At 72.8% G+C, this 20,462-nt stretch carries 21 protein-coding genes; 18 read left to right on the plus strand and 3 right to left on the minus strand.

Annotation, left to right across the window (positions count from 1 at the left end; all coding sequences use genetic code 11):
• Positions 1 to 81: 81 nt before the first annotated feature.
• Complete coding sequence (gene aroC / locus MRQ36_RS23905; protein WP_242798897.1) at positions 82 to 1,260, plus strand: chorismate synthase; 1,179 nt, start codon at positions 82 to 84, stop codon at positions 1,258 to 1,260.
• A 26-nt stretch (positions 1,261 to 1,286) separates the two neighbouring features.
• Positions 1,287 to 1,793, plus strand: a complete 507-nt coding sequence (locus MRQ36_RS23910) for a shikimate kinase (RefSeq protein WP_242801329.1) — start codon at positions 1,287 to 1,289, stop codon at positions 1,791 to 1,793.
• Here MRQ36_RS23910 and MRQ36_RS23915 read toward each other — a convergent pair.
• Both MRQ36_RS23915 and MRQ36_RS23920 read right to left on the minus strand, forming a co-directional pair.
• Positions 1,783 to 2,553, minus strand: coding sequence for a cytochrome c oxidase assembly protein (locus tag MRQ36_RS23915; protein WP_242798899.1), 771 nt, complete (start codon positions 2,551 to 2,553; stop codon positions 1,783 to 1,785). The two genes, MRQ36_RS23910 and MRQ36_RS23915, sit on opposite strands and share 11 nt — an antisense overlap.
• Positions 2,550 to 3,071, minus strand: coding sequence for a DUF2243 domain-containing protein (locus tag MRQ36_RS23920; RefSeq protein ID WP_242798901.1), 522 nt, complete (start codon positions 3,069 to 3,071; stop codon positions 2,550 to 2,552). The genes MRQ36_RS23915 and MRQ36_RS23920 overlap by 4 nt, the downstream gene beginning before the upstream one ends.
• A gap of 139 nt (positions 3,072 to 3,210) precedes the next feature.
• On the opposite strand from MRQ36_RS23920, the gene aroB reads away from it, so the two are divergent.
• The 4 genes from aroB (at position 3,211) to nusB (ending at position 6,121) form a co-directional block, all read left to right on the plus strand.
• Positions 3,211 to 4,287, plus strand: a complete 1,077-nt coding sequence (gene aroB / locus MRQ36_RS23925) for a 3-dehydroquinate synthase (RefSeq protein ID WP_242798903.1) — start codon at positions 3,211 to 3,213, stop codon at positions 4,285 to 4,287.
• Positions 4,284 to 4,724: a type II 3-dehydroquinate dehydratase gene (aroQ, locus tag MRQ36_RS23930; RefSeq protein WP_242798905.1), complete on the plus strand. Its 441-nt coding sequence runs from the start codon at positions 4,284 to 4,286 to the stop codon at positions 4,722 to 4,724. Before aroB ends, aroQ begins: the two co-directional genes overlap by 4 nt.
• 405 nt (positions 4,725 to 5,129) lie before the next feature.
• Entirely contained in the window at positions 5,130 to 5,687 is a 558-nt protein-coding gene (gene efp, locus MRQ36_RS23935; RefSeq protein ID WP_242798907.1) for an elongation factor P, read from the plus strand.
• A 23-nt stretch (positions 5,688 to 5,710) separates the two neighbouring features.
• On the plus strand, positions 5,711 to 6,121 hold the full coding sequence (gene nusB, locus MRQ36_RS23940) for a transcription antitermination factor NusB (protein WP_242801331.1): 411 nt from the start codon (positions 5,711 to 5,713) through the stop codon (positions 6,119 to 6,121).
• A gap of 65 nt (positions 6,122 to 6,186) precedes the next feature.
• Here nusB and MRQ36_RS23945 read toward each other — a convergent pair whose 3' ends face one another.
• Positions 6,187 to 6,675: a transcriptional regulator gene (locus MRQ36_RS23945; protein WP_013285505.1), complete on the minus strand. Its 489-nt coding sequence runs from the start codon at positions 6,673 to 6,675 to the stop codon at positions 6,187 to 6,189.
• 287 nt (positions 6,676 to 6,962) lie between these two features.
• Between MRQ36_RS23945 and pyrR the strand changes: the two genes are divergently transcribed.
• From pyrR to coaBC, 12 genes are all read left to right on the plus strand, one after another.
• The gene (gene pyrR / locus MRQ36_RS23950; protein ID WP_242798909.1) at positions 6,963 to 7,556 is read left to right on the plus strand and encodes a bifunctional pyr operon transcriptional regulator/uracil phosphoribosyltransferase PyrR; all 594 of its coding nucleotides are present in this window, start codon (positions 6,963 to 6,965) and stop codon (positions 7,554 to 7,556) included.
• Complete coding sequence (locus MRQ36_RS23955) at positions 7,553 to 8,479, plus strand: aspartate carbamoyltransferase catalytic subunit (protein WP_242798911.1); 927 nt, start codon at positions 7,553 to 7,555, stop codon at positions 8,477 to 8,479. The genes pyrR and MRQ36_RS23955 overlap by 4 nt, the downstream gene beginning before the upstream one ends.
• A complete protein-coding gene (locus tag MRQ36_RS23960) occupies positions 8,476 to 9,753 on the plus strand; it encodes a dihydroorotase (RefSeq protein WP_242798913.1) in 1,278 nt (425 codons plus the stop codon). Before MRQ36_RS23955 ends, MRQ36_RS23960 begins: the two co-directional genes overlap by 4 nt.
• Complete coding sequence (gene carA, locus MRQ36_RS23965; RefSeq protein ID WP_242798915.1) at positions 9,750 to 10,931, plus strand: glutamine-hydrolyzing carbamoyl-phosphate synthase small subunit; 1,182 nt, start codon at positions 9,750 to 9,752, stop codon at positions 10,929 to 10,931. The genes MRQ36_RS23960 and carA overlap by 4 nt, the downstream gene beginning before the upstream one ends.
• Positions 10,924 to 14,271, plus strand: a complete 3,348-nt coding sequence (gene carB / locus MRQ36_RS23970; RefSeq protein ID WP_242798917.1) for a carbamoyl-phosphate synthase large subunit — start codon at positions 10,924 to 10,926, stop codon at positions 14,269 to 14,271. The genes carA and carB overlap by 8 nt, the downstream gene beginning before the upstream one ends.
• Entirely contained in the window at positions 14,268 to 15,308 is a 1,041-nt protein-coding gene (locus MRQ36_RS23975) for a quinone-dependent dihydroorotate dehydrogenase (RefSeq protein WP_242798919.1), read from the plus strand. Before carB ends, MRQ36_RS23975 begins: the two co-directional genes overlap by 4 nt.
• 296 nt (positions 15,309 to 15,604) lie before the next feature.
• Positions 15,605 to 16,879 carry an adenosylmethionine--8-amino-7-oxononanoate transaminase gene (locus tag MRQ36_RS23980; RefSeq protein WP_242798921.1) on the plus strand — a complete coding sequence of 425 codons (1,275 nt, stop codon included), beginning with the start codon at positions 15,605 to 15,607 and terminating at the stop codon, positions 16,877 to 16,879.
• Positions 16,880 to 16,985: 106 nt separating this feature from the next.
• Entirely contained in the window at positions 16,986 to 17,822 is an 837-nt protein-coding gene (gene pyrF / locus MRQ36_RS23985) for an orotidine-5'-phosphate decarboxylase (protein WP_242798923.1), read from the plus strand.
• A gap of 179 nt (positions 17,823 to 18,001) precedes the next feature.
• Positions 18,002 to 18,319, plus strand: coding sequence for an integration host factor, actinobacterial type (mihF, locus tag MRQ36_RS23990; protein ID WP_013285515.1), 318 nt, complete (start codon positions 18,002 to 18,004; stop codon positions 18,317 to 18,319).
• A 25-nt stretch (positions 18,320 to 18,344) separates the two neighbouring features.
• Positions 18,345 to 18,878 (plus strand): guanylate kinase, encoded by a 534-nt coding sequence (locus MRQ36_RS23995; RefSeq protein WP_242798925.1) that lies wholly within the window; start codon positions 18,345 to 18,347, stop codon positions 18,876 to 18,878.
• A 44-nt stretch (positions 18,879 to 18,922) separates the two neighbouring features.
• Positions 18,923 to 19,186: a DNA-directed RNA polymerase subunit omega gene (gene rpoZ, locus MRQ36_RS24000; protein WP_007075826.1), complete on the plus strand. Its 264-nt coding sequence runs from the start codon at positions 18,923 to 18,925 to the stop codon at positions 19,184 to 19,186.
• 14 nt (positions 19,187 to 19,200) lie between these two features.
• Positions 19,201 to 20,409, plus strand: coding sequence for a bifunctional phosphopantothenoylcysteine decarboxylase/phosphopantothenate--cysteine ligase CoaBC (gene coaBC, locus MRQ36_RS24005; protein ID WP_242798927.1), 1,209 nt, complete (start codon positions 19,201 to 19,203; stop codon positions 20,407 to 20,409).
• Positions 20,410 to 20,462 lie beyond the last annotated feature (53 nt).

Below are 20,462 nucleotides of genomic sequence, written 5' to 3' on the forward strand. Positions count from 1 at the left end.
CGGACTGTCCACCGCGTCCGCAGGGCGGGACGCGGCGGGCACGGCGTCGGGGCGGGCACCCGGCGTGACAGACTGACCGCTGTGTTGCGCTGGCTGACTGCAGGTGAATCGCACGGACCCGCCCTCGTCGCGATGCTGGAGGGGGTGCCCGCCGGGATCGAGGTGACCACCACCGAGATCGCCGACGAGCTGGCCCGCCGCCGGCTCGGCTACGGCCGGGGTGCCCGAATGTCGTTCGAGCGGGACGAGGTCGAGCTCATCGGCGGCCTCCGGCACGGCGTCACCCTGGGCAGCCCGGTCGCCATCCGGGTGGGCAACTCCGAGTGGCCCAAGTGGCAGACGGTGATGGCCGCCGACCCGGTGGACCCGCAGGAGCTGGCCGCGCAGGCCCGCAACGCGCCGCTGACCCGCCCCCGGCCGGGCCACGCCGACCTGGCCGGCATGCAGAAGTACGGCCACACCGACGCCCGCCCGATCCTGGAGCGGGCCAGCGCCCGGGAGACCGCCGCCCGGGTCGCCGTCGGCACCGTCGCCAAGGCGCTGCTGCGGCAGGCCCTCGGCGTCGAGATCGTCTCGCACGTGGTGGAGCTGGGCCCGGTGGCCGCCAAGCCGGGGCTGCGCCCCACCCCGGAGGACGCCGCGCGGATCGACGCCGACCCGCTGCGCTGCCTCGATCCGGAGGCCAGCGCCCGGATGGTCGCCGAGGTCGACGCCGCGAAGAAGGCCGCCGACACGCTCGGCGGCGTGGTCGAGGTGCTGGCGTACGGGGTGCCGCCAGGGCTGGGCAGCCACGTCCAGTGGGACCGCAAGCTCGACGCCCGGCTGGCGACCGCGCTGATGTCCATCCAGGCGATCAAGGGCGTGGAGATCGGCGACGGCTGGCAGCAGGCCCGCTCCCGGGGCTCCGAGGCGCACGACGAGATCATTCCCACCGTGACCGGCGTCCGCCGGGTCACCGACCGGGCCGGTGGCCTGGAGGGCGGCATCACCACCGGCGAGCCGCTGCGAGTGAAGGCGGCGATGAAGCCGATCTCGTCGCTGAACCGGGCCCTCTCGACGGTCGACGTGACCACCGGTGAGCCGGCCACCGCCATCAACCAGCGTTCCGACGTCTGCGCGGTGCCCGCCGCGGCGGTCGTCGCCGAGGCGATGGTGGCGCTGGTGCTGGCCGAGGCGGCGGTGGAGAAGTTCGGCGGCGACTCGGTCGCGGAGATCCGCCGCAACCTGACCGGCTACCTCGACGCGCTGGTGATCCGGTGACCGGCCTCGACGGGGAGCACGTGCCGCTGACCCGGCCGGTCTGCGTGCTGGTCGGAGCGCCCGGCTCCGGCAAGACCACCGTCGGGCAGGCACTCGCCGACGCGTTGGGCGTCGAGTTCCGGGACACCGACGCCGACATCGAGCAGTTGGCCGGCAAGCCGATCCCGGAGATCTTCGTGGACGAGGGGGAGGAGCACTTCCGTACCCTCGAACGGGCGGCGGTGGCGGCGGCGCTGGCGTCGCACGGTGGCGTGCTCGCCCTCGGCGGCGGCGCGATCCTCGCCGAGGAGAACCGGGCCGCGCTGATCGGACACACGGTGGTGCACCTGTCGGTGGAGCTGCCCGACGCGGTGCAGCGGGTCGGGTTGGGCGCGGGTCGGCCGCTGCTGGCGATCAACCCACGGGCCACGCTGAAGCACCTGATGGAGCAGCGCCGCCCGCTCTACGCGGAGGTGGCCACCGCCACCGTGATCACCGACGGGCGCACCCCGGAGGAGCTGGCCGCCGAGGTCGCCGCCCTGCTCAAGCCCTGAGCGCCGCCTGCCGCACCCGCGTCGACTCCGGGCGCCAGGTGACGAGCAGGGTGAGGGCGAGCAGGATCTCGGCGAGGTCACCGCCGTAGTACATGAGCGTCGCCGCGGCGCGCAGCTCGCCCACCGTCGCCGGGACGTCGACCAGCAGGCCGGCGTAGAGCAGCTGGGCGATCGTGGCGTGCGCCGCCACCGCGAGGCCGAGCACCACCAGCCGGACCGGCACCCGGGGCCGGTGCGGGCCCGGGTCGGGGCCGGCGATCGACCACGCGAAGAGGTATCCGCTGAGCGCGAAGTGCAGGTGCACCAGACCGTGCAGCGGCGGACTCTCCAGGGTGGCCCGGTAGAGCGGCGTCAGTAGGAGCAGCCAGAGACCTCCGGCGGTGAGCAGCAGCCCGGTCACCGGGTGGGCGAGGACCCGGGCGAGGGGGTGCCGCAGCAGGCGGAGTGCCGCCCGACCGACCCGCCGGTCCACCGTGCGCAACACCAACGTGCCCGGTGCGCCGAGCACCAGGGCCAGCGGGGCCAGCATGCCGAGCAGCAGGTGCTGCCACATGTGTCCGGGCAGGCCGCGCACCGGCCAGGCCAGGCCGGCGACGATCAGCGCCGCGCCGAGGCCGAAGCTCACCGTCCGCCGGTGGTCCCAGCCGCGCCCGCCGTCGTCCCGCAGCGCAGCGGCCAGATAGGCCCAGAACAGCACCAGGGGTACGAGCGCCACGAGCGGGAAGCCGCCGTCCGGGTGCCCGGGGTGGGCGGGTGTCACGGCCGCTCGGCGCAGAGGTCGACCGCCGTGGCCCGGCGCTGGACGGCCCAGCCGACCCCGACCAGCAGCGCGCCGAGGACGAGGAAGCCGAGGTCCCAGGCGAGCTGGTGCGGCCCGCCGTGGACGTGGTGGATACCGAGGATCTGGTGGTCGACAATCCCCTCGACCAGGTTGAACAGCCCCCAGCCGACCAGCGCCCAGCCCCACAGGGCGGGGGAGCGCCACAGCCGGCCCCGGGAGCGGGTGACCCGGGAATAGAGCAGGGCCAGCCCGGTCAGTACCGCCACCCAGGTCACCACGTGGAACAGCCCGTCCCACAGGGTGTTCATCTGCAACCCGGGCACGGTGTCCACCGGATACGCCTTGATCCCGATCCGGTCCGTGGCGGTGCTGCTGAGCATGTGGTGCCACTGGAGGAGCTGGTGCAGGACGATGCCGTCGGCGAACCCGCCGAGGCCGACGCCGAGGATCGTCGCCGGCACCCTGATGTCCGCTCCGTCGATGGTCGTTCGGTTCATGCCCGTACCTCCGCCGCTGGTGGTCGGCCCCCAGGATCACTCCCCGTGCTCGTCAGGTCAACCGTCCGCGACGGTCCGGGGTGGCCACGAAGTGGGCAGTGCCCGCCCGGCGGCCGTCCACTCGACTAGGCTGCCCGCGATGGACGAGGTGACCCGGATTCCGGTCGGCGGCGAGCGGCCGTACGACGTGCTGGTGGGACGCGACCTGCTCGACCCGCCACCCCTGCTGCTGCCCGACGCGGAACGGGTGGCCTTCCTGCACGCGCCCCCGCTGAAGGCCCTGGCCGAAGGGCTCGCCGAACGGGTCCGCGCGACCGGGGTGACGCCCCTGCTGATCGAGGTGCCGGACGCCGAGGCGGGCAAGCAGATCGACGTCGCCGCCGACTGCTGGGACCGGCTCGGCGCGGCCGGGTTCACCCGTACCGATGCGGTGGTGGGGGTGGGTGGCGGCGCCGTCACCGACCTGGCCGGCTTCGTGGCGGCCTGCTGGCTGCGCGGGGTGCGCTGGGTGCCGGTGGCGACCTCGCTGCTCGGCATGGTCGACGCGGCGGTCGGCGGCAAGACCGGCGTCAACACGGCGGCCGGCAAGAACCTGGTCGGCGCCTTCCACCCGCCGGCCGGGGTGATCTGCGACCTCGCCACGCTGGACAGCCTGCCCCCGGCCGACCTGGCCGCCGGGATGGCCGAGGTGGTCAAGTGCGGCTTCATCGCCGACCCGGTCATCCTCGACCTGGTCGAGCGGGACCCGGCCGCCGCGCTCGACCCGACCGGCCCGGTGGCCCGGGAGCTGATCGAACGCGCGATCCGGGTCAAGGCCGAGGTGGTCTCCGGTGACCTGCGCGAGTCCGGGGTGCGCGAGGTGCTGAACTACGGGCACACCCTGGCCCACGCGATCGAGAAGGTGGAGGGCTACCGCTGGCGGCACGGGCACGCGGTCGCGGTGGGTCTCGTCTACGCCGCCACGCTGGCCCGGCTGGCCGGCCGGCTGGACGCGGCGACCGCCGAGCGGCACCGCACCGCGGTGGCCGCGCTGGGCCTGCCGACCAGTTATCCCGCCGACGCCTGGCCGCAGCTGCTGGCGGCGATGCGGGTCGACAAGAAGGCCCGCGGCAGCACGCTGCGGTTCGTGGTCCTCGACGGGCCGGCCCGCCCGGCGATCCTGGCCGGTCCGGACGACGACCTGCTGCACGCCGCCTACCGGGAGATCGCGTCTTGAGGGTGTACGTGCTCAACGGCCCCAACCTGGGTCGGCTCGGCACCCGGCAGGTCGACGTCTACGGCGTGACCAGCTATGCCGACCTGGTGGACCGCTGCGTGCGGACCGGCCGCGAGCTGGGCCTGGACGTGGTCGTCCGGCAGACCGACGCGGAGCACGAACTGCTCGGCTGGCTGCACGCGGCGGCCGACGAGCAGGCGGCGGTGGTGCTCAATCCGGCGGCCTGGTCGCACTACTCGATCGCGGTCCGGGACGCCTGCGCCATGCTGCGCGGGCCGCTGGTCGAGGTGCACATCTCCAACATCCACGCCCGCGAGGAGTTCCGGCACCACTCGGTGGTCTCGGCCGTGGCGACCGGGGTGATCTGCGGGCTGGGCGTGGACGGCTACCGTCTCGCCCTGCACCACCTGGCCGCCCGCCGCGACGCCGACGCCTGACTCGCGCCCGATCGGCCCTCGGGCGGTCCCTCAGCCATGGTCAGTCACGGTGACTCTCCGTGCCGGGTCGCTGCGTTGCGCTGCGTGACGGGCAGCGTGCCCGGTCGGCACCCCTCGTTGCGGCTCCTTTGCTCTGCATACATATCCGCAGCACCCCGTTGAGCTGGTCCTTTGTCCGTCCGCCGAGCTGGGCAGTGTCGTGACAATGGTCACCTCGGGTGACTGCTGCGTCCGTGGCTGCAGAGCAGAGGGCCGACGGGGGCGGTGTGGTCGGTGACGGGGAAATGGCGGTGCGTGACAGACCTCGCGGCGACCGGGGCGGCGGGCGGCGCAGCGCGGAGCCCCGGTTCGACACAGCTAGTAGACTTTGCAGGTCTGTCCGCCAATTGATGATCAAGGCAGGAAATGGCCACCACCAACGAGCTCAAGAACGGCCTCGTACTCAACCTCGACGGAGATCTCTGGGCCGTCGTCGAGTTCCAGCACGTCAAGCCCGGTAAGGGTGGCGCCTTCGTGCGTACCACGCTGAAGAACGTGCTGTCCGGCAAGGTCGTCGACAAGACCTTCAACGCGGGCACCAAGGTCGAGACCGCCACCGTCGACAAGCGCACCATGCAATACCTCTACGCCGACGGCGAGGACTACGTCTTCATGGATCTGGAGACGTTCGACCAGATCACCGTCCCCGGCGGCACCGTCGGCGAGGCCGCCAACTACCTCCTCCCCGAGGCCGAGGCGACCGTCGCCACCCACGAGAGCGTGCCCCTCTACATCGAGCTGCCGACCTCCGTCGTGCTCGAGGTCACCTACACCGAGCCGGGCCTGCAGGGCGACCGCTCGACCGGCGGCAACAAGCCGGCCACCGTCGAGACCGGCGCGACCGTGCAGGTGCCGCTCTTCATCACCACCGGCGAGAAGATCAAGGTCGACACCCGCGACGGCCGTTACCTCGGCCGCGCCTGATGGCTGAGGGTCCCAAGCAGCAGATGCCGGCGCGCCGCAAGGCGCGCAAGCGGGCGCTGGACGTGCTCTTCGAGGCCGACCTGCGGGACCGGCCCCCGGTCGAGGTGCTCGCCGGTTACGTCGAGCGGATCGAGAAGCCCCGGCCGGAGCACCTGGGCTACGCGGTCAGCCTGGTCGAGGGCGTCGCCGCGCACCTCGACCGGATCGACGAGCTGATCGCCAGCTATGCCGAGGGCTGGACGCTGGACCGGATGCCGGTGGTCGACCGCAACCTCGCCCGGATCGCCGTCTACGAACTGCTCTACGTCGACGAGATCGACGACGCGGTGGCGATCAGTGAGGCCGTCGAGCTGGCCCGGCAGATGTCGACCGACGACTCGCCGCGCTTCCTCAACGGGGTGCTCGGCCGGATCGCGGAGTACGCCACCCGCTGACCCGCGCCACGTACGACGAGAAGGGCCCGTGCCGACCGGCACGGGCCCTTCTCGGTGACGACGGGTCAGGAGGCGAAGAACGCCCGCGGGTCGGCGACCAGCACCCCGTGCTCGGTGAGCCGCTCGATCAGGCCCGACGGCGAGGCGTCGTAGACGATCGCGAGAGCGCGCAGGTCGTCGGCGCGGATGGAGAGCACCCGGCCGTTGTAGTCGCCGCGCTGCTGCTGGATGGCGCGGGCGTACCGGGCGACGTAGGCGAGGTCCTCGGAGGCCTCGTCGTAGAGCCGCTCCAGGTCCAGCACGATCTTGCTGGTGGGCTCGTGGCGCACCCCGCTGCCGTCGGGCAGGAGCTCCGAGACGGGAACGCGGTAGAAGTCGGCCAGCTCCGCCAGGCGGGACACGGTGACGGCGCGGTCGCCGCGCTCGTACGAGCCGACCACCACGGCCTTCCACCGCCCGTTCGACTTCTCCTCCACCCCCTGCAGGGACAGGCCCTGCTGCTGGCGGATGGAGCGCAGGCGGGCGCCCAGCGACTTGGCGTATTCAGAGGGCATTCGGACACTCCCAGTGCTGCTTTGGGGTTCTCCCAGCGATCGCTACGGAGCGTGACGGTACGGGGATTGCGACACCTGGTCAAGTGGTCGTGACATTCCCGTTGGTGTGCACCGGGGGAGTTATCCGTATTTCTCCACCCTGATCCAGGGGTCAGGACCGGCCGCGATCTGCCTGGTGACCGCTGGTAACGTGGCACGAAGCCCCGGTCCGCGCCCCGCGCGGTCCGACCGGTGAAGTCAGACGTCCTTTAACGACCCGTCCCGTGAGGCGGGGAAGGAGGTCCGCCGTGGCCTACCCACCGGCTGCCCGGACGACGCCGCCACCGCAACCCTCGGTAAAGGTGATCCTCGCCGCCGCCGACGTGTCGCGGGTGGTCGACCGCATCGCCCACCAGATCCTGGAGAAGACCCAGGGTGCCGCCGACACCGTGCTGCTCGGCATCCCCACCCGAGGCGCCCCGCTCGCGAACCGCCTCGCCGCCCGGATCGGCACCTTCGAGGACGTGACCGTCCCGGTCGGCGTGCTCGACATCACGCTCTACCGCGACGACCTGCGCCGGCACGCCACCCGCGCGGTCGGACCGACCCAGCTCCCGGTCGGCGGGATCGACGGCAAGCGGGTCATCCTCGTCGACGACGTGCTCTTCTCCGGCCGTACGGTCCGCGCCGCGCTCGACGCGCTCAACGACGTCGGCCGCCCCGCGTCGGTGCAGCTCGCGGTCCTGGTCGACCGGGGACACCGGCAGCTGCCCATCCGCGCCGACTACGTGGGCAAGAACATCCCCACCGCGCTCGCCGAGAACGTCAGGGTCACCCTCGCCGAGGTCGACGGCGCCGACGAGGTCCGGCTCTTCGGCGCGCAGGAGAGGCCGGTCCAGTGATCAGACACCTGCTCTCCGGCGGCGACCTGGACGCCGACGACGCCACGCTGATCCTCGACACCGCCGCCGAGATGGCCACGGTCGCCGGCCGGGAGGTCAAGAAACTGCCCGCGCTGCGCGGGCGGACCGTGGTCAACCTCTTCTACGAGGACTCCACCCGGACCCGGATCTCCTTCGAGGCGGCCGCCAAGCGGCTCAGCGCCGACGTGATCAACTTTTCCGCCAAGGGCTCCAGCGTCACCAAGGGGGAGAGCCTCAAGGACACCGCGCTCACCCTCCAGGCGATGGGCGCCGACGCGGTGGTCGTCCGGCACCCGGCCTCCGGGGCCCCGCACCGGCTGGCGAACTGGGTGGACGGCTCGGTGGTCAACGCCGGCGACGGCACCCACGAGCACCCGACGCAGGCGCTGCTCGACGCGTACACCATGCGCTCCCGGCTGGGTCGGCTCGCCGGCCTGCACGTCGCGATCGTCGGGGACGTGCTGCACTCCCGGGTGGCCCGCTCCAACGTGCTGCTGCTGTCCACCCTCGGCGCCAAGGTCACCCTGGTCGGCCCGCCCACCCTCATCCCGGTCGACATCTCGCCCGCCCTCGCGCCCGGCACCGACGTCTCCTACGACCTCGACAGCGTGCTGGGAGGCGTCGACGTGGTGATGATGCTGCGGGTGCAGCGGGAGCGGATGAACGACTCCTACTTCCCCTCCGCCCGCGAGTACACCCGCCGGTACGGCCTCGACGGCGCACGGATGCGCCGGCTCCCCGAGCACGGGATCGTCATGCACCCCGGTCCGATGAACCGGGGCATGGAGATCACGCCCGAGGTCGCCGACTCACCCCGCTCCACCATCGTCGAACAGGTCGCCAACGGGGTCTCCGTGCGGATGGCCGTCCTCTACCTGCTGCTCGGAGGGAACAACCGGTGACCTCGTACCTCATCACAGGAGTGAGCGTCGTCGGCGCCGCGCCGACCGACCTGCTGATCCGCGACGGCGTCGTCGCGGAGACCGGCACCGGGCTCGCCGCGCCGGACGCCACCGTGCTCGACGGCACCGGGCTGGTCGCCCTGCCCGGGCTCGTCGACCTGCACACCCACCTGCGCGAACCCGGCCGCGAGGACGCCGAGACGGTGGAGACCGGCTCCCGGGCGGCGGCACTCGGCGGCTACACCGCGGTCTGCGCGATGGCCAACACCTCCCCGGTCGCCGACACCGCCGGCGTGGTCGAGCAGGTGTGGCGGCTCGGCCGGGAGGCCGGGCTGGTCGACGTGCAGCCGATCGGCGCGGTCACCGTGGGCCTGGCCGGCGAGCGGCTCGCCGAACTGGGCGCGATGGCCGACTCCGCGGCCCGGGTGCGGATCTTCTCCGACGACGGGTACTGCGTCGCCGACCCGAAGCTGATGCGCCGGGCCCTGGAATACGTCAAGGCGTTCGACGGGATCATCGCCCAGCACGCCGAGGAGCCCCGGCTCACCGAGGGCGCGCAGATGCACGAGGGCGAGGTCTCCACCCGACTCGGGCTGACCGGCTGGCCGGCGGTCGCCGAGGAGGCGATCATCGCCCGGGACGTGCTGCTCACCGAGCACGTCGGCGGCCGGCTGCACGTCTGCCACGTCTCCACCGCCGGCAGCGTCGAGGTGCTGCGCCAGGCCAAGGCGCGCGGGGTGAAGGTCACCGCCGAGGTCACCCCGCACCACCTGCTGCTCACCGACACCAAGGCCGAGACGTACGACCCGGTCTACAAGGTCAACCCGCCGCTGCGCACCACCACCGACATCGCCGCGCTGCGGGCCGCCCTCGCCGAGGGTGTGATCGACGTCATCGCCACCGACCACGCCCCGCACGCCGTGGAGGACAAGGAGTGCGAGTGGGCGTACGCCCGGCCGGGCATGCTCGGCCTGGAGACGGCGCTCTCCATCGCGCTCGACGTGCTCGGCCCGCAGTGGGACCTGATCGCCGAGCGGATGTCCCGGGCCCCGGCCCGGATCGCCGGCCTGACCGGGCACGGCCTCGACCCCGCCCCCGGGGTGCCGGCCAACCTGACCCTGGTCGACCCGGCCGCCCGGCGCGTCATCGAACCGGCCGAGCTGGCCAGCCGCAGTCGCAACACCCCGTACGCCCGCATGACGCTGCCGGGTCGCATCGTGGCGACCTTCCTGCGCGGCGAGCCGACGGTCCTGGACGGAAAGGCAGTTCGATGACCAAGAGAAGGCCCGCGATCCTCGTACTCGAGGACGGGCGCACGTTCCACGGCGAGGCGTACGGCAGTGTCGGGGAGACCTTCGGCGAGGCGGTCTTCAACACCGGCATGACCGGCTACCAGGAGACCCTCACCGACCCGTCCTACCACCGCCAGGTGGTGGTGCAGACCGCCCCGCACATCGGCAACACCGGCGTCAACGGCGAGGACGACGAGTCCACCCGGATCTGGGTCGCCGGGTACGTGGTCCGCGACCCCGCCCGGATCGGCTCGAACTGGCGGGCCACCGGTGGGCTGGAGGACCGGCTCGCCGCCGAGGGTGTGGTCGGCATCAGCGGCGTCGACACCCGCGCGCTCACCCGGCACCTGCGCGAACGCGGTGCGATGCGGGTCGGCATCTCCAGCGTCGACGACGATCCGCGCGCCCTGCTGGAGCGGGTCCGCCGGTCGCCGCAGATGGTCGGCGCGGACCTCTCCGCCGAGGTGACCACCGAGCAGCCGTACGTGGTGGCGGCCGAGGGGGAGCACCGGTTCACCGTCGCCGCCCTGGACCTGGGCATCAAGCGGAACGTGCCGCGCCGGCTCGCCGCCCGCGGGGTGACCACCCACGTGCTGCCCGCCGGGTCGAGCATCGACGACCTGGTCGCCACCGGCGCCGACGCGGTCTTCTTCTCACCCGGCCCGGGCGACCCGGCCACCGCCGACGGCCCGGTCTCGCTGGCCCGGGAGGTGCTGACCCGGCGGATCCCGCTCTTCGGCATCTGCTTCGGCAGCCAGATCCTCGGCCGGGCGCTCGGCTTCGGCACCTACAAGCTGGGCTACGGTCACCGCGGCATCAACCAGCCGGTGCTCGACCGGGTCACCGGCAAGGTCGAGGTGACCAGCCACAACCACGGCTTCGCGGTCGACGTGTCGGGCCGCGAACCGGAGCTCAGCGCCGTGCAGGTGCCAGGCCGTAGGCCTGGCGCGGTGGTCCCCGACCAGGTGATCGACACCGGGTTCGGTGGCGTCCAGGTGTCACACGTCTGCCTCAATGACAACGTGGTCGAGGGGCTGCGGGCGCTGGACGTGCCCGCCTTCACCGTCCAGTACCACCCGGAGGCGGCGGCCGGCCCGCACGACGCGGACTACCTCTTCGACCGCTTCGCCGAGCTCATCGAAGGCGGTAAGAATGCCTAAGCGCACCGACCTCAAGCACATCATGGTGATCGGCTCCGGGCCGATCGTCATCGGTCAGGCCTGCGAGTTCGACTACTCCGGCACCCAGGCGTGCCGGGTGCTGCGCAGCGAGGGGATCCGGGTCAGCCTGGTCAACTCCAACCCGGCCACCATCATGACCGACCCGGAGTTCGCCGACGCCACCTACGTCGAGCCGATCACCCCGGAGTTCGTCGAGCTGGTCATCGCCAAGGAGCGCCCCGACGCGCTGCTGCCCACCCTGGGCGGGCAGACCGCGCTGAACACCGCGGTCGCCCTGCACTCCTCGGGCGTGCTGGAGAAGTACGGCGTCGAGCTGATCGGCGCCAACATCGAGGCGATCAACCGCGGCGAGGACCGGCAGCTGTTCAAGGACATCGTCGCGAAGGCCGGCGTACGGCTCGGCGTCGAGGACCCGGCCACGCTGACCCCGCGCTCCCGGGTCTGCCACTCGATGGACGAGGTCCGGGAGACCGTTGCCGAGCTGGGCCTGCCGGTGGTGATCCGGCCGTCGTTCACCATGGGCGGCCTGGGCTCCGGCATGGCGCACACCGACGAGGACCTGGAGCGCATCGCCGGCGCCGGCCTGGCCGCCAGCCCGGTGCACGAGGTGCTCATCGAGGAGAGCGTGCTCGGCTGGAAGGAGTACGAGCTCGAACTGATGCGCGACCGGCACGACAACGTGGTGGTGGTCTGCTCGATCGAGAACCTCGACCCGATGGGCGTGCACACCGGCGACAGCGTCACCGTGGCCCCGGCCATGACGCTGACCGACCGGGAGTACCAGCACCTGCGGGACCTGGGTATCGCGGTGCTGCGCGAGGTCGGGGTCGACACCGGTGGCTGCAACATCCAGTTCGCGGTGAACCCGGCGGACGGCCGGATCGTCGTGATCGAGATGAACCCGCGGGTGTCCCGGTCGTCGGCGCTGGCGTCGAAGGCCACCGGCTTCCCGATCGCCAAGATCGCCGCGAAGCTGGCCATCGGTTACACCCTGGACGAGATCCCCAACGACATCACCCTCAAGACGCCGGCCGCGTTCGAGCCGACCCTCGACTACGTGGTGGTGAAGATCCCCCGGTTCGCGTTCGAGAAGTTCCCCGGCGCGGACCCGGAGCTGACCACCACCATGAAGTCGGTCGGCGAGGCGATGAGCCTGGGCCGTAACTTCACCGAGGCGCTGAACAAGGCGATGCGCTCGATGGAAACCAAGTCATCTGGTTTCTGGACCGTCCCCGACCCGGCGGACGCGACGAAGGAGAACACCCTCGCCGCGCTGCGGATGCCGCACGACGGCCGGCTCTACACCGTCGAGCGGGCGCTGCGGCTGGGTGCCTCCATCGCCGAGGTGACCGAGGCGTCCGGCGGGATCGACCCGTGGTTCCTGGACCAGATCACCGCGCTGGTCGAGCTGCGCGCGGAGATCGTCGCCGCCCCGGTGCTGGACGCGGACCTGCTGCGCCGGGCCAAGCGGGCCGGCCTGTCCGACCGGCAGCTGGCCGCGCTCCGGCCCGAGCTGGCCGCCGAGGACGGCGTGCGTACGCTGCGGCACCGGCTCGGCATCCGGCCGGTCTACAAGACGGTGGACACCTGCGCCGCCGAGTTCGAGGCCACCACGCCCTACCACTACTCCAGCTACGACTCGGAGACCGAGGTCGCGCCCTCGGACCGCCCGAAGGTGCTCATCCTCGGCTCCGGGCCGAACCGGATCGGTCAGGGCATCGAGTTCGACTACTCCTGCGTGCACGCGGTCCAGGCGTTGCGGGCGGTCGGCTACGAGACGGTGATGGTCAACTGCAACCCGGAGACCGTCTCCACCGACTACGACACCGCCGACCGGCTCTACTTCGAGCCGCTGACCTTCGAGGACGTGCTGGAGGTCTGGCAGTCCGAGGACTCCTCCGGCCGGGCCGCCGGTGGTCCGGGCGTGGTCGGGGTGGTCGTGCAGCTCGGCGGGCAGACCCCGCTCGGCCTGGCCCAGCGGCTCAAGAACGCCGGGGTGCCGATCGTCGGCACCTCGCCAGAGTCGATCCACCTGGCCGAGGAGCGGGGTGCGTTCGGGGCGGTGCTGGCCCGGGCCGGGCTGCGCGCCCCCGCGCACGGCATGGCCACCTCGTACGACGAGGCGAAGGCGATCGCCGACGAGATCGGTTACCCGGTGCTGGTCCGGCCGTCGTACGTGCTCGGCGGTCGGGGCATGGAGATCGTGTACGACGACGCCACGCTGCGCGACTACATCGGCCGGGCCACCGACATCTCCCCGGACCACCCGGTGCTGGTGGACCGCTTCCTCGACGACGCCATCGAGATCGACGTGGACGCGCTGGTCGACGCCGACGGTGACGTCTACCTCGGTGGCGTCATGGAGCACATCGAGGAGGCCGGCATCCACTCCGGCGACTCGTCCTGCGCGCTGCCCCCGATCACCCTGGCCGGCTCGCACCTGGCGCAGGTGCGCCGCTACACCGAGGCGATCGCCCGGGGCGTCGGCGTGAAGGGCCTGCTGAACGTCCAGTACGCCCTCAAGGACGACATGCTCTACGTGCTGGAGGCGAACCCGCGGGCGTCCCGGACGGTGCCGTTCGTCTCCAAGGCGACGGCGGTGCCGCTGGCCAAGGCGGCGGCCCGGATCGCGCTCGGCGCCACCATCGCCGAGCTGCGTGCGGAGGGGCTGCTCCCGGCGACCGGGGACGGCGGCACGATGCCGGCGGACGCCCCGATCGCGGTGAAGGAGGCGGTGCTGCCGTTCAAGCGGTTCCGCACCCCGTCCGGCAAGGGCATCGACTCGCTGCTCGGCCCGGAGATGAAGTCCACCGGCGAGGTGATGGGCATCGACACCAACTTCGGGCACGCCTTCGCCAAGTCCCAGTCCGCCGCGTACGGGTCGCTGCCGACCGCCGGGAAGATCTTCGTCTCGGTGGCCAACCGGGACAAGCGGGGCATGATCTTCCCGATCAAGCGCCTCGCGGACCTGGGCTTCGAGATCGTCGCCACCACCGGCACGGCCGAGGTGCTGCGCCGGCACGGCATCGCCTGCGAGCAGATCCGCAAGCACTACGAGGCGGGCGAGGGCGAGGACGCGGTGTCGCTGATCCTCGGCGGCGACGTGGCGCTGGTGGTGAACACCCCGCAGGGCTCGGGCGCGAGCGCCCGCTCCGACGGGTACGAGATCCGCAGCGCCGCCGTCACCGCGGACATCCCGTGCATCACCACGGTGCCGGGTGCGGCGGCGGCGGTGATGGGCATCGAGGCGCGGATCCGCGGTGACATGCGGGTCCGCCCGCTCCAGGAACTGCACGCCGCGCTGCGGGCCGCCCAGTGATCTTCGAGCGGCTGGTACGCCCGCAGCTGTTCCGGATCGGGGGCGGCGACGCCGAGCGGGCGCACGAGTGGACGCTGCACCGGCTGGCGGGCGTGTCCCGCCGGCCGGTGGCCCTCGCGGCGCTGCGCGCCCGGTACGCGGTCGACGCCCCGCGCACGGTCTTCGGCGTCCGGTTCCCGAACCCGGTGGGGCTGGCGGCCGGGATGGACAAGGACGGCATGGCGCTGCCGGCCTGGCCGGCGCTGGGCTTCGGCTTCGTCGAGGTCGGCACGGTCACCGCGCACGCCCAGCCGGGCAACCCCCGACCACGGCTGTTCCGGCTGCGCGACAGCGAGGCCGTGGTCAACCGGATGGGGTTCAACAACGCCGGCGCGGCGGCCCTCGCCACCCGGCTCGCGGCGTTGCCGCGACCGATCGGCGTGCCGCTGGGCATCTCGCTCGGCAAGTCCAAGGTGACCCCGCTGGACCAGGCGGTCGAGGACTACCTGGCCTCCTACCGGGCGCTGAAGGGGCACGGGGACTACTTCGCGGTCAACGTCTCCTCGCCGAACACGCCGGGGCTGCGGTCCCTGCAGGACCGGTCGCACCTGGACGCGCTGCTCACGGCGCTGGTGGGGGAGAAGCCGGTGCTGGTGAAGATCGCCCCGGACCTGACCGAGCCGGCCATCGCCGAGTTGCTGGAGGTCTGCCTCGACCGGGGCGCGGCCGGGGTGATCGCGACCAACACCACGCTGTCCCGGAACGGTCTGGCGCCGGCCGACCGGGAGCGGGGCGGGGAGGCCGGCGGCCTCTCCGGGCGTCCGCTGACCGGACGCGCCCGCGAGGTGGTCTCCTTCGTGCACCGGGAGACCGGGGGGCGACTGCCCGTCGTCGGGGTGGGCGGACTCCTCGACCCGGACGACGCGGCGCGGATGTTCGACGCCGGCGCCAGCCTGGTCCAGCTCTACACCGGGTTCATCTACCGGGGTCCGGCGCTGGTCCGGGCCATCGCCCGCGCGGCGACGGACGCGCCGGCGGTGCCGGCCGGCCGACGGTGAGCCGCCGCCGGCCGGCGGCGGGTGCGGTCCGGCCGGCGGTGGCTCCGGGTCGGGCGAGGTGGCGCGGCGTGCCTCTGCTCTGACCCACCGACGCAGCACCTGACGTCCGGATGTCGGACGACGGCCGCCGCGTCGGTGTCAGCAGAGCAAAGGCGGCGCGCCGGGGCCGGCCGACCCCGCCGGCTCGCCACCCGGCAGGCCGGGACAGTCCGGCCTCGCCGGCCGCCGGCCGGTCGGCCTCACCGTCCGAGCGGGCCGGCGGCCGCCGGCCCGCGCGAGGGTACGAGGGGGAGTGCATGACGCCCGAGGAGATCCTGGCCGCCGACCGGGCGCACGTCTGGCACCCGTACGCGGCGCTGCCGCCGGCCGCCCCGCCGTACGTGGTGGAGAGCGCCGAGGGCGTACGGCTGCGGCTGGCCGACGGTCGGGAGCTGGTGGACGGGATGTCGTCCTGGTGGGCGGCGATCCACGGCTACCGCCACCCGGTGCTGGACGCGGCCGTCACCGACCAACTCGGCCGGATGAGCCATGTGATGTTCGGCGGGTTGACCCACGAGCCGGCGGTCCGGCTGGCCCACACCCTGGTCGAGCTGGCCCCCGACGGCCTGGAGCACGTCTTCCTCGCCGACTCCGGCTCGGTGGGCGTCGAGGTCGCGGTGAAGATGTGCCTGCAGTACCAGCGGGCCACCGGCCGTCCGGAGCGCCGCCGGCTGGGCACCTGGCGGGGTGGCTACCACGGCGACACCTTCCACCCGATGAGCGTCTGCGACCCCGAGGGCGGCATGCACCACCTCTGGGGTGACGTGCTGCCCCGGCAGGTCTTCGCCCCGGTGCCCCCGGCCGGCGTCGACACCCCGCCCGACCCGGCGTACGAGCGGGCCCTGGTGGACGCGGTGGAGCGGCACGCCGACGAGTTGGCCGCGGTGATCGTGGAACCGGTGGTGCAGGGCGCGGGCGGGATGCGGTTCCACCACCCGCACTACCTGCGGGTGCTGCGCGAGGTGACCCGGGCGCACGGCGTGCTGCTGGTCTTCGACGAGATCGCCACCGGGTTCGGCCGGACCGGCGCGATGTTCGCCGCCGAGCACGCCGGGGTCGCCCCCGACGTGCTCTGTGTGGGCAAGGCACTGACCGGTGGCTACCTGACCCTGGCCGCGACGCTCTGCACGGCGGAGATCGCCCGCGGCATCTCCGCCGCCGGGGTGCTGGCGCACGGCCCCACCTTCATGGGCAACCCGCTGGCCTGCGCGGTCGCCAACGCCTCCCTCGGGCTGCTCACCGGCGGCGACTGGGCCGGGCGGGTGGCGACGATCGCGCACGGACTGCGGGCCGGCCTGGAGCCGCTGCGGGGCGCGCCGGGGGTGGCCGACGTGCGGGTGCTCGGGGCGATCGGCGTGGTGCAGCTCGACCACGAGGTCGACCTCGCCCGGGCCACCGCCGCCGCGGCGGCGCGGGGCGTCTGGCTGCGCCCCTTCCGGGACCTGATCTACACCATGCCGCCGTACGTGACCGACGAGGACGACGTGGCCCGGATCGCCACCGGGATCGCGGCGGCGGTCGAGGCCGGCTGAGGCGGTCCCGCCGGTCCGGTGCCGGCGCGACCATGACGAGCGGCGGCGTCCACCGCCGTACGACCACCGCGGCGGGGTGCCGCGGGACGGAAGAGGGAGAGTCGCGATGGAGAGCTTCGGCGTCCGCCTGCACCGGGCCGTGGCCGAGCGGGGTCCGCTCTGCGTGGGGATCGACCCGCATCCGGGCCTGCTGGCCCGCTGGGGGCTCTCCGACGACGTACGGGGGCTCGACCGGTTCAGCCGGACCGTGGTGGAGGCGCTGGGTGACCGGGTGGCGGTCGTCAAGCCCCAGTCGGCCTTTTTCGAGCGCTTCGGGTCGCGCGGTGTCGGAATTTTAGAGTCAACTATCCGACAGTTGCGGGATGCCGGCTCGATCGTTCTGCTGGACGTCAAGCGGGGCGACATCGGTTCGACGGTCGCCGCGTACGCCTCCGCGTACCTCGATCCATCCAGCCCGCTGTATGTGGACGCGGTGACCGCCAGCCCCTACCTGGGAGTAGGTTCGCTGGCCCCGATGTTCGAGTTGGCCGCCGCGCACGGCGGCGGTGTCTTCGTGCTGGCCCTCACCTCGAACCCCGAGGGCGCGGCCGTGCAGCGCGCCGTCACGGCCGACGGGCGGACCGTCGCGCAGACCGTGATCGACGAGATTGCCCAGCTCAACAGGGGTGCGGAGCCGCTCGGCAGCTTCGGGCTGGTGGTCGGCGCGACGATCGGTGACACCGGTCACGACCTCTCCGCGGTGAACGGACCGCTGCTCGCTCCGGGCCTCGGCGCACAGGGCGGGACGGCCGCCGGGCTGCGGACGGTCTTCGGCTCCAGCCTTCCGTCGGTGCTGCCGTCGTACTCCCGGGAGGTGCTCCACGCGGGCCCGGACGCCGCCGCCCTGCGGGCCGCCGCGGAGCGGGTCCTGGCGGACTGCCGGGCGGCCCTGGCCGGCGCGTGACTGACTGAAGGATCGGTCACTTTCCGTTGATCATCGCGTGCCCACGTTGCCGAAAGCGCCGTCGACCGCTAGTTTTCCCCGCGCTGGGAACCACTGACCCCTTTGGTTGTCAGCGATACCACGTTGCACAGAAGCGGCGGTGCGTCCCGCCCGCCGCGTTAGGGACCTGAGGAGAACTGGTGCCGCTCCCGTCACTGACCCCCGAACAGCGTGCTGCCGCGCTGGAGAAGGCCGCGGAGATCCGCAAGGCCCGTGCTGAGCTGAAGGAGCAGCTCAAGCAGGGCAAGACCACCCTCGCCACCGTCCTCGAGCGGGCCGAGTCCGACGACGTCGTCGGCAAGCTGAAGGTTTCGGCCGTCCTCCAGGCGATGCCGGGCATCGGCAAGATCCGGGCCACCCAGATCATGGAGAAGCTCAAGATCGCTGACAGCCGTCGGCTGCGTGGTCTGGGCGAGCAGCAGCGCAAGGCTCTGCTTGGAGAGTTCGCCGCCAACTGACCGCGGCAGCGTGTAGAAACAAGCAGTGAGCACGGATGACGAGGCGCGCCCGGCGGCTCGGCTCACTGTCCTGGGGGGACCTTCGGGTGCCGGTCGGGAGAGTGTCGTCGAGCTGGTCCGGGCGCGTTTCGCACGTGCCTGGGTGCCCGTACCGGCCATCACCCGGCCGCCCCGGCCGGGCGAGGTCGACGGGGTCCACCGGTGCTTCCTCGACGACGCCGCGTTCGACCGGATGGTCGCCGCCGGCGCGCTGCTGGAGTGGAGCCGGGCCGGACCGGTGCGGCGCGGCACGCCGCGCGCCGGGGTGCGGGACCGGCTGGCCGCCGGGGTGCCGGTGCTGCTGCCGCTCGACGTGCCCGGTGCGCTCGCCGTCAAGACTGTGGCGCCCGATGCCCAGCTGGTGCTCCTCGCCCCGCCGACGTACCGGCCGGACCCGGCGGTCGCGGCCGCCTTCGCGCACACCGTGCGGCACGACCGTGCCGAGCGGGCGGCCGATGAGCTGGTAGGCTTGCTCGGTTCTTCCTTCCTGGCTCCGGCCCAACCGCGCGGACGCGGTTGAGAGACCACCGCGCTCGCGCGGTGAAGAGACGCAGAGGTTATTTCGTGGGATCCATCGCCAACCCCGAAGGCATCACCAACCCGCCGATCGACGAGCTGCTCGAGAAGACCACCTCGAAGTACGCGCTCGTGATCTTCGCGGCCAAGCGTGCGCGCCAGGTCAACGCCTACTACAGCCAGCTCGGCGAGGGCCTGCTGGAATACGTCGGCCCGCTCGTGGAGACCACCCCGCAGGAGAAGCCGCTCTCGATCGCCATGCGTGAGATCAACGCGGGCCTGCTCACCGCCGAGCCGACCGACCAGCCGTAAGCCCGTCCGCGTCGATGTCCGCCGAGATCGTCCTCGGGGTCGGCGGTGGCATCGCCGCCTACAAGGCGTGTGAGCTGCTGCGGCTCTTCACCGAGTCGGGCCACCGGGTCCGTGTCGTGCCGACCGCGTCGGCGCTCCGGTTCGTCGGGGCGCCGACCTGGGCGGCACTCTCGGGCCGGCCGGTCGCCGACGACGTCTGGTCCGACGTGCACGAGGTGCCGCACGTCCGGCTCGGCCAGCACGCCGACCTGGTGGTGGTCGCGCCCGCCACGGCCGACCTGCTCGCCAAGGCCGCCCACGGTCTCGCCGACGACCTGCTCACCAATACGCTGCTGACCGCGCGCTGCCCCGTCCTGCTCGCCCCGGCGATGCACACCGAGATGTGGGAGCACCCGGCCACCGTCGCCAACGTCGCGACCCTGCGGTCCCGGGGCGTGCGGGTGATCGAACCGGCCGTCGGCCGGCTCACCGGCGCCGACACCGGCAAGGGCCGGCTGCCCGACCCGGCGGAGATCTTCGCGGTCGCCCGCCGGGCCCTCGCCCGGGGCGTCGCCGCCCCGGCCGACCTCGCCGGCCGGCACGTGGTGGTCACCGCAGGCGGCACCCGCGAGCCGCTCGACCCGGTCCGGTTCCTCGGCAACCGCTCCTCCGGCAAGCAGGGGTACGCCTTCGCCCGCGCCGCCGTCGCCCGTGGCGCCCGGGTCACCCTGGTCTCGGCCAACGTGTCGCTGGCCGACCCGGCCGGGGTCGACGTGGTCCGGGTCGGCACCACCGAGGAGCTGCGCAAGGCCACCCTGGCGGCGGCCGCCGACGCCGACGCCGTGGTGATGGCGGCGGCTCCCGCCGATTTCCGCCCGGCGACGTACGCCACTGGCAAAATCAAGAAGGCGGACGACGGCAGCGCACCGACGATCGCCCTGGTCACCAACCCGGACATCGCCGCCGAGCTGGGCCGGTGCCGCCGGCCCGAGCAGGTGCTGGTGGTGTTCGCCGCGGAGACCGGCGACGCCGAGGCCAACGGCCGGGCCAAGCTCGCCCGCAAGCGGGCGGACCTCGTCGTCATCAACGAGGTGGGCGTGGACAAGGTCTTCGGCGCCGACACCAACGCGGCGACCGTGATCGGCTCCGACGGGTCCGTGCACCGGCTGCCCGAGCGGTCCAAGGAGGACCTCGCCGACGGCGTCTGGGACCTCGTGGTGACCCGACTGACAGAGCAATCCTGAACGCTGGTCACATTCGTATTCGGTAAGTCACCCTAGAAGACGGTGACTAAACT

Origin of the sequence: Micromonospora sp. R77, from assembly GCF_022747945.1 — a bacterium.
GTDB lineage: Bacteria > Actinomycetota > Actinomycetes > Mycobacteriales > Micromonosporaceae > Micromonospora.

Excerpts from the sequence above, each read along its gene's own strand:
- MRQ36_RS23980 (WP_242798921.1), top strand. The coding sequence starts at position 15,605 with ATGACGCCCGAGGAGATCCTGGCCGCCGACCGGGCGCACGTCTGGCAC.
- coaBC (WP_242798927.1), top strand. The coding sequence starts at position 19,201 with ATGTCCGCCGAGATCGTCCTCGGGGTCGGCGGTGGCATCGCCGCCTAC.
- aroB (WP_242798903.1), top strand. The coding sequence starts at position 3,211 with ATGGACGAGGTGACCCGGATTCCGGTCGGCGGCGAGCGGCCGTACGAC.
- MRQ36_RS23945 (WP_013285505.1), bottom strand. The coding sequence starts at position 6,675 with ATGCCCTCTGAATACGCCAAGTCGCTGGGCGCCCGCCTGCGCTCCATC.
- efp (WP_242798907.1), top strand. The coding sequence starts at position 5,130 with ATGGCCACCACCAACGAGCTCAAGAACGGCCTCGTACTCAACCTCGAC.
- MRQ36_RS23920 (WP_242798901.1), bottom strand. The coding sequence starts at position 3,071 with ATGAACCGAACGACCATCGACGGAGCGGACATCAGGGTGCCGGCGACG.
- nusB (WP_242801331.1), top strand. The coding sequence starts at position 5,711 with ATGCCGGCGCGCCGCAAGGCGCGCAAGCGGGCGCTGGACGTGCTCTTC.
- carA (WP_242798915.1), top strand. The coding sequence starts at position 9,750 with ATGACCAAGAGAAGGCCCGCGATCCTCGTACTCGAGGACGGGCGCACG.
- carB (WP_242798917.1), top strand. The coding sequence starts at position 10,924 with ATGCCTAAGCGCACCGACCTCAAGCACATCATGGTGATCGGCTCCGGG.
- pyrF (WP_242798923.1), top strand. The coding sequence starts at position 16,986 with ATGGAGAGCTTCGGCGTCCGCCTGCACCGGGCCGTGGCCGAGCGGGGT.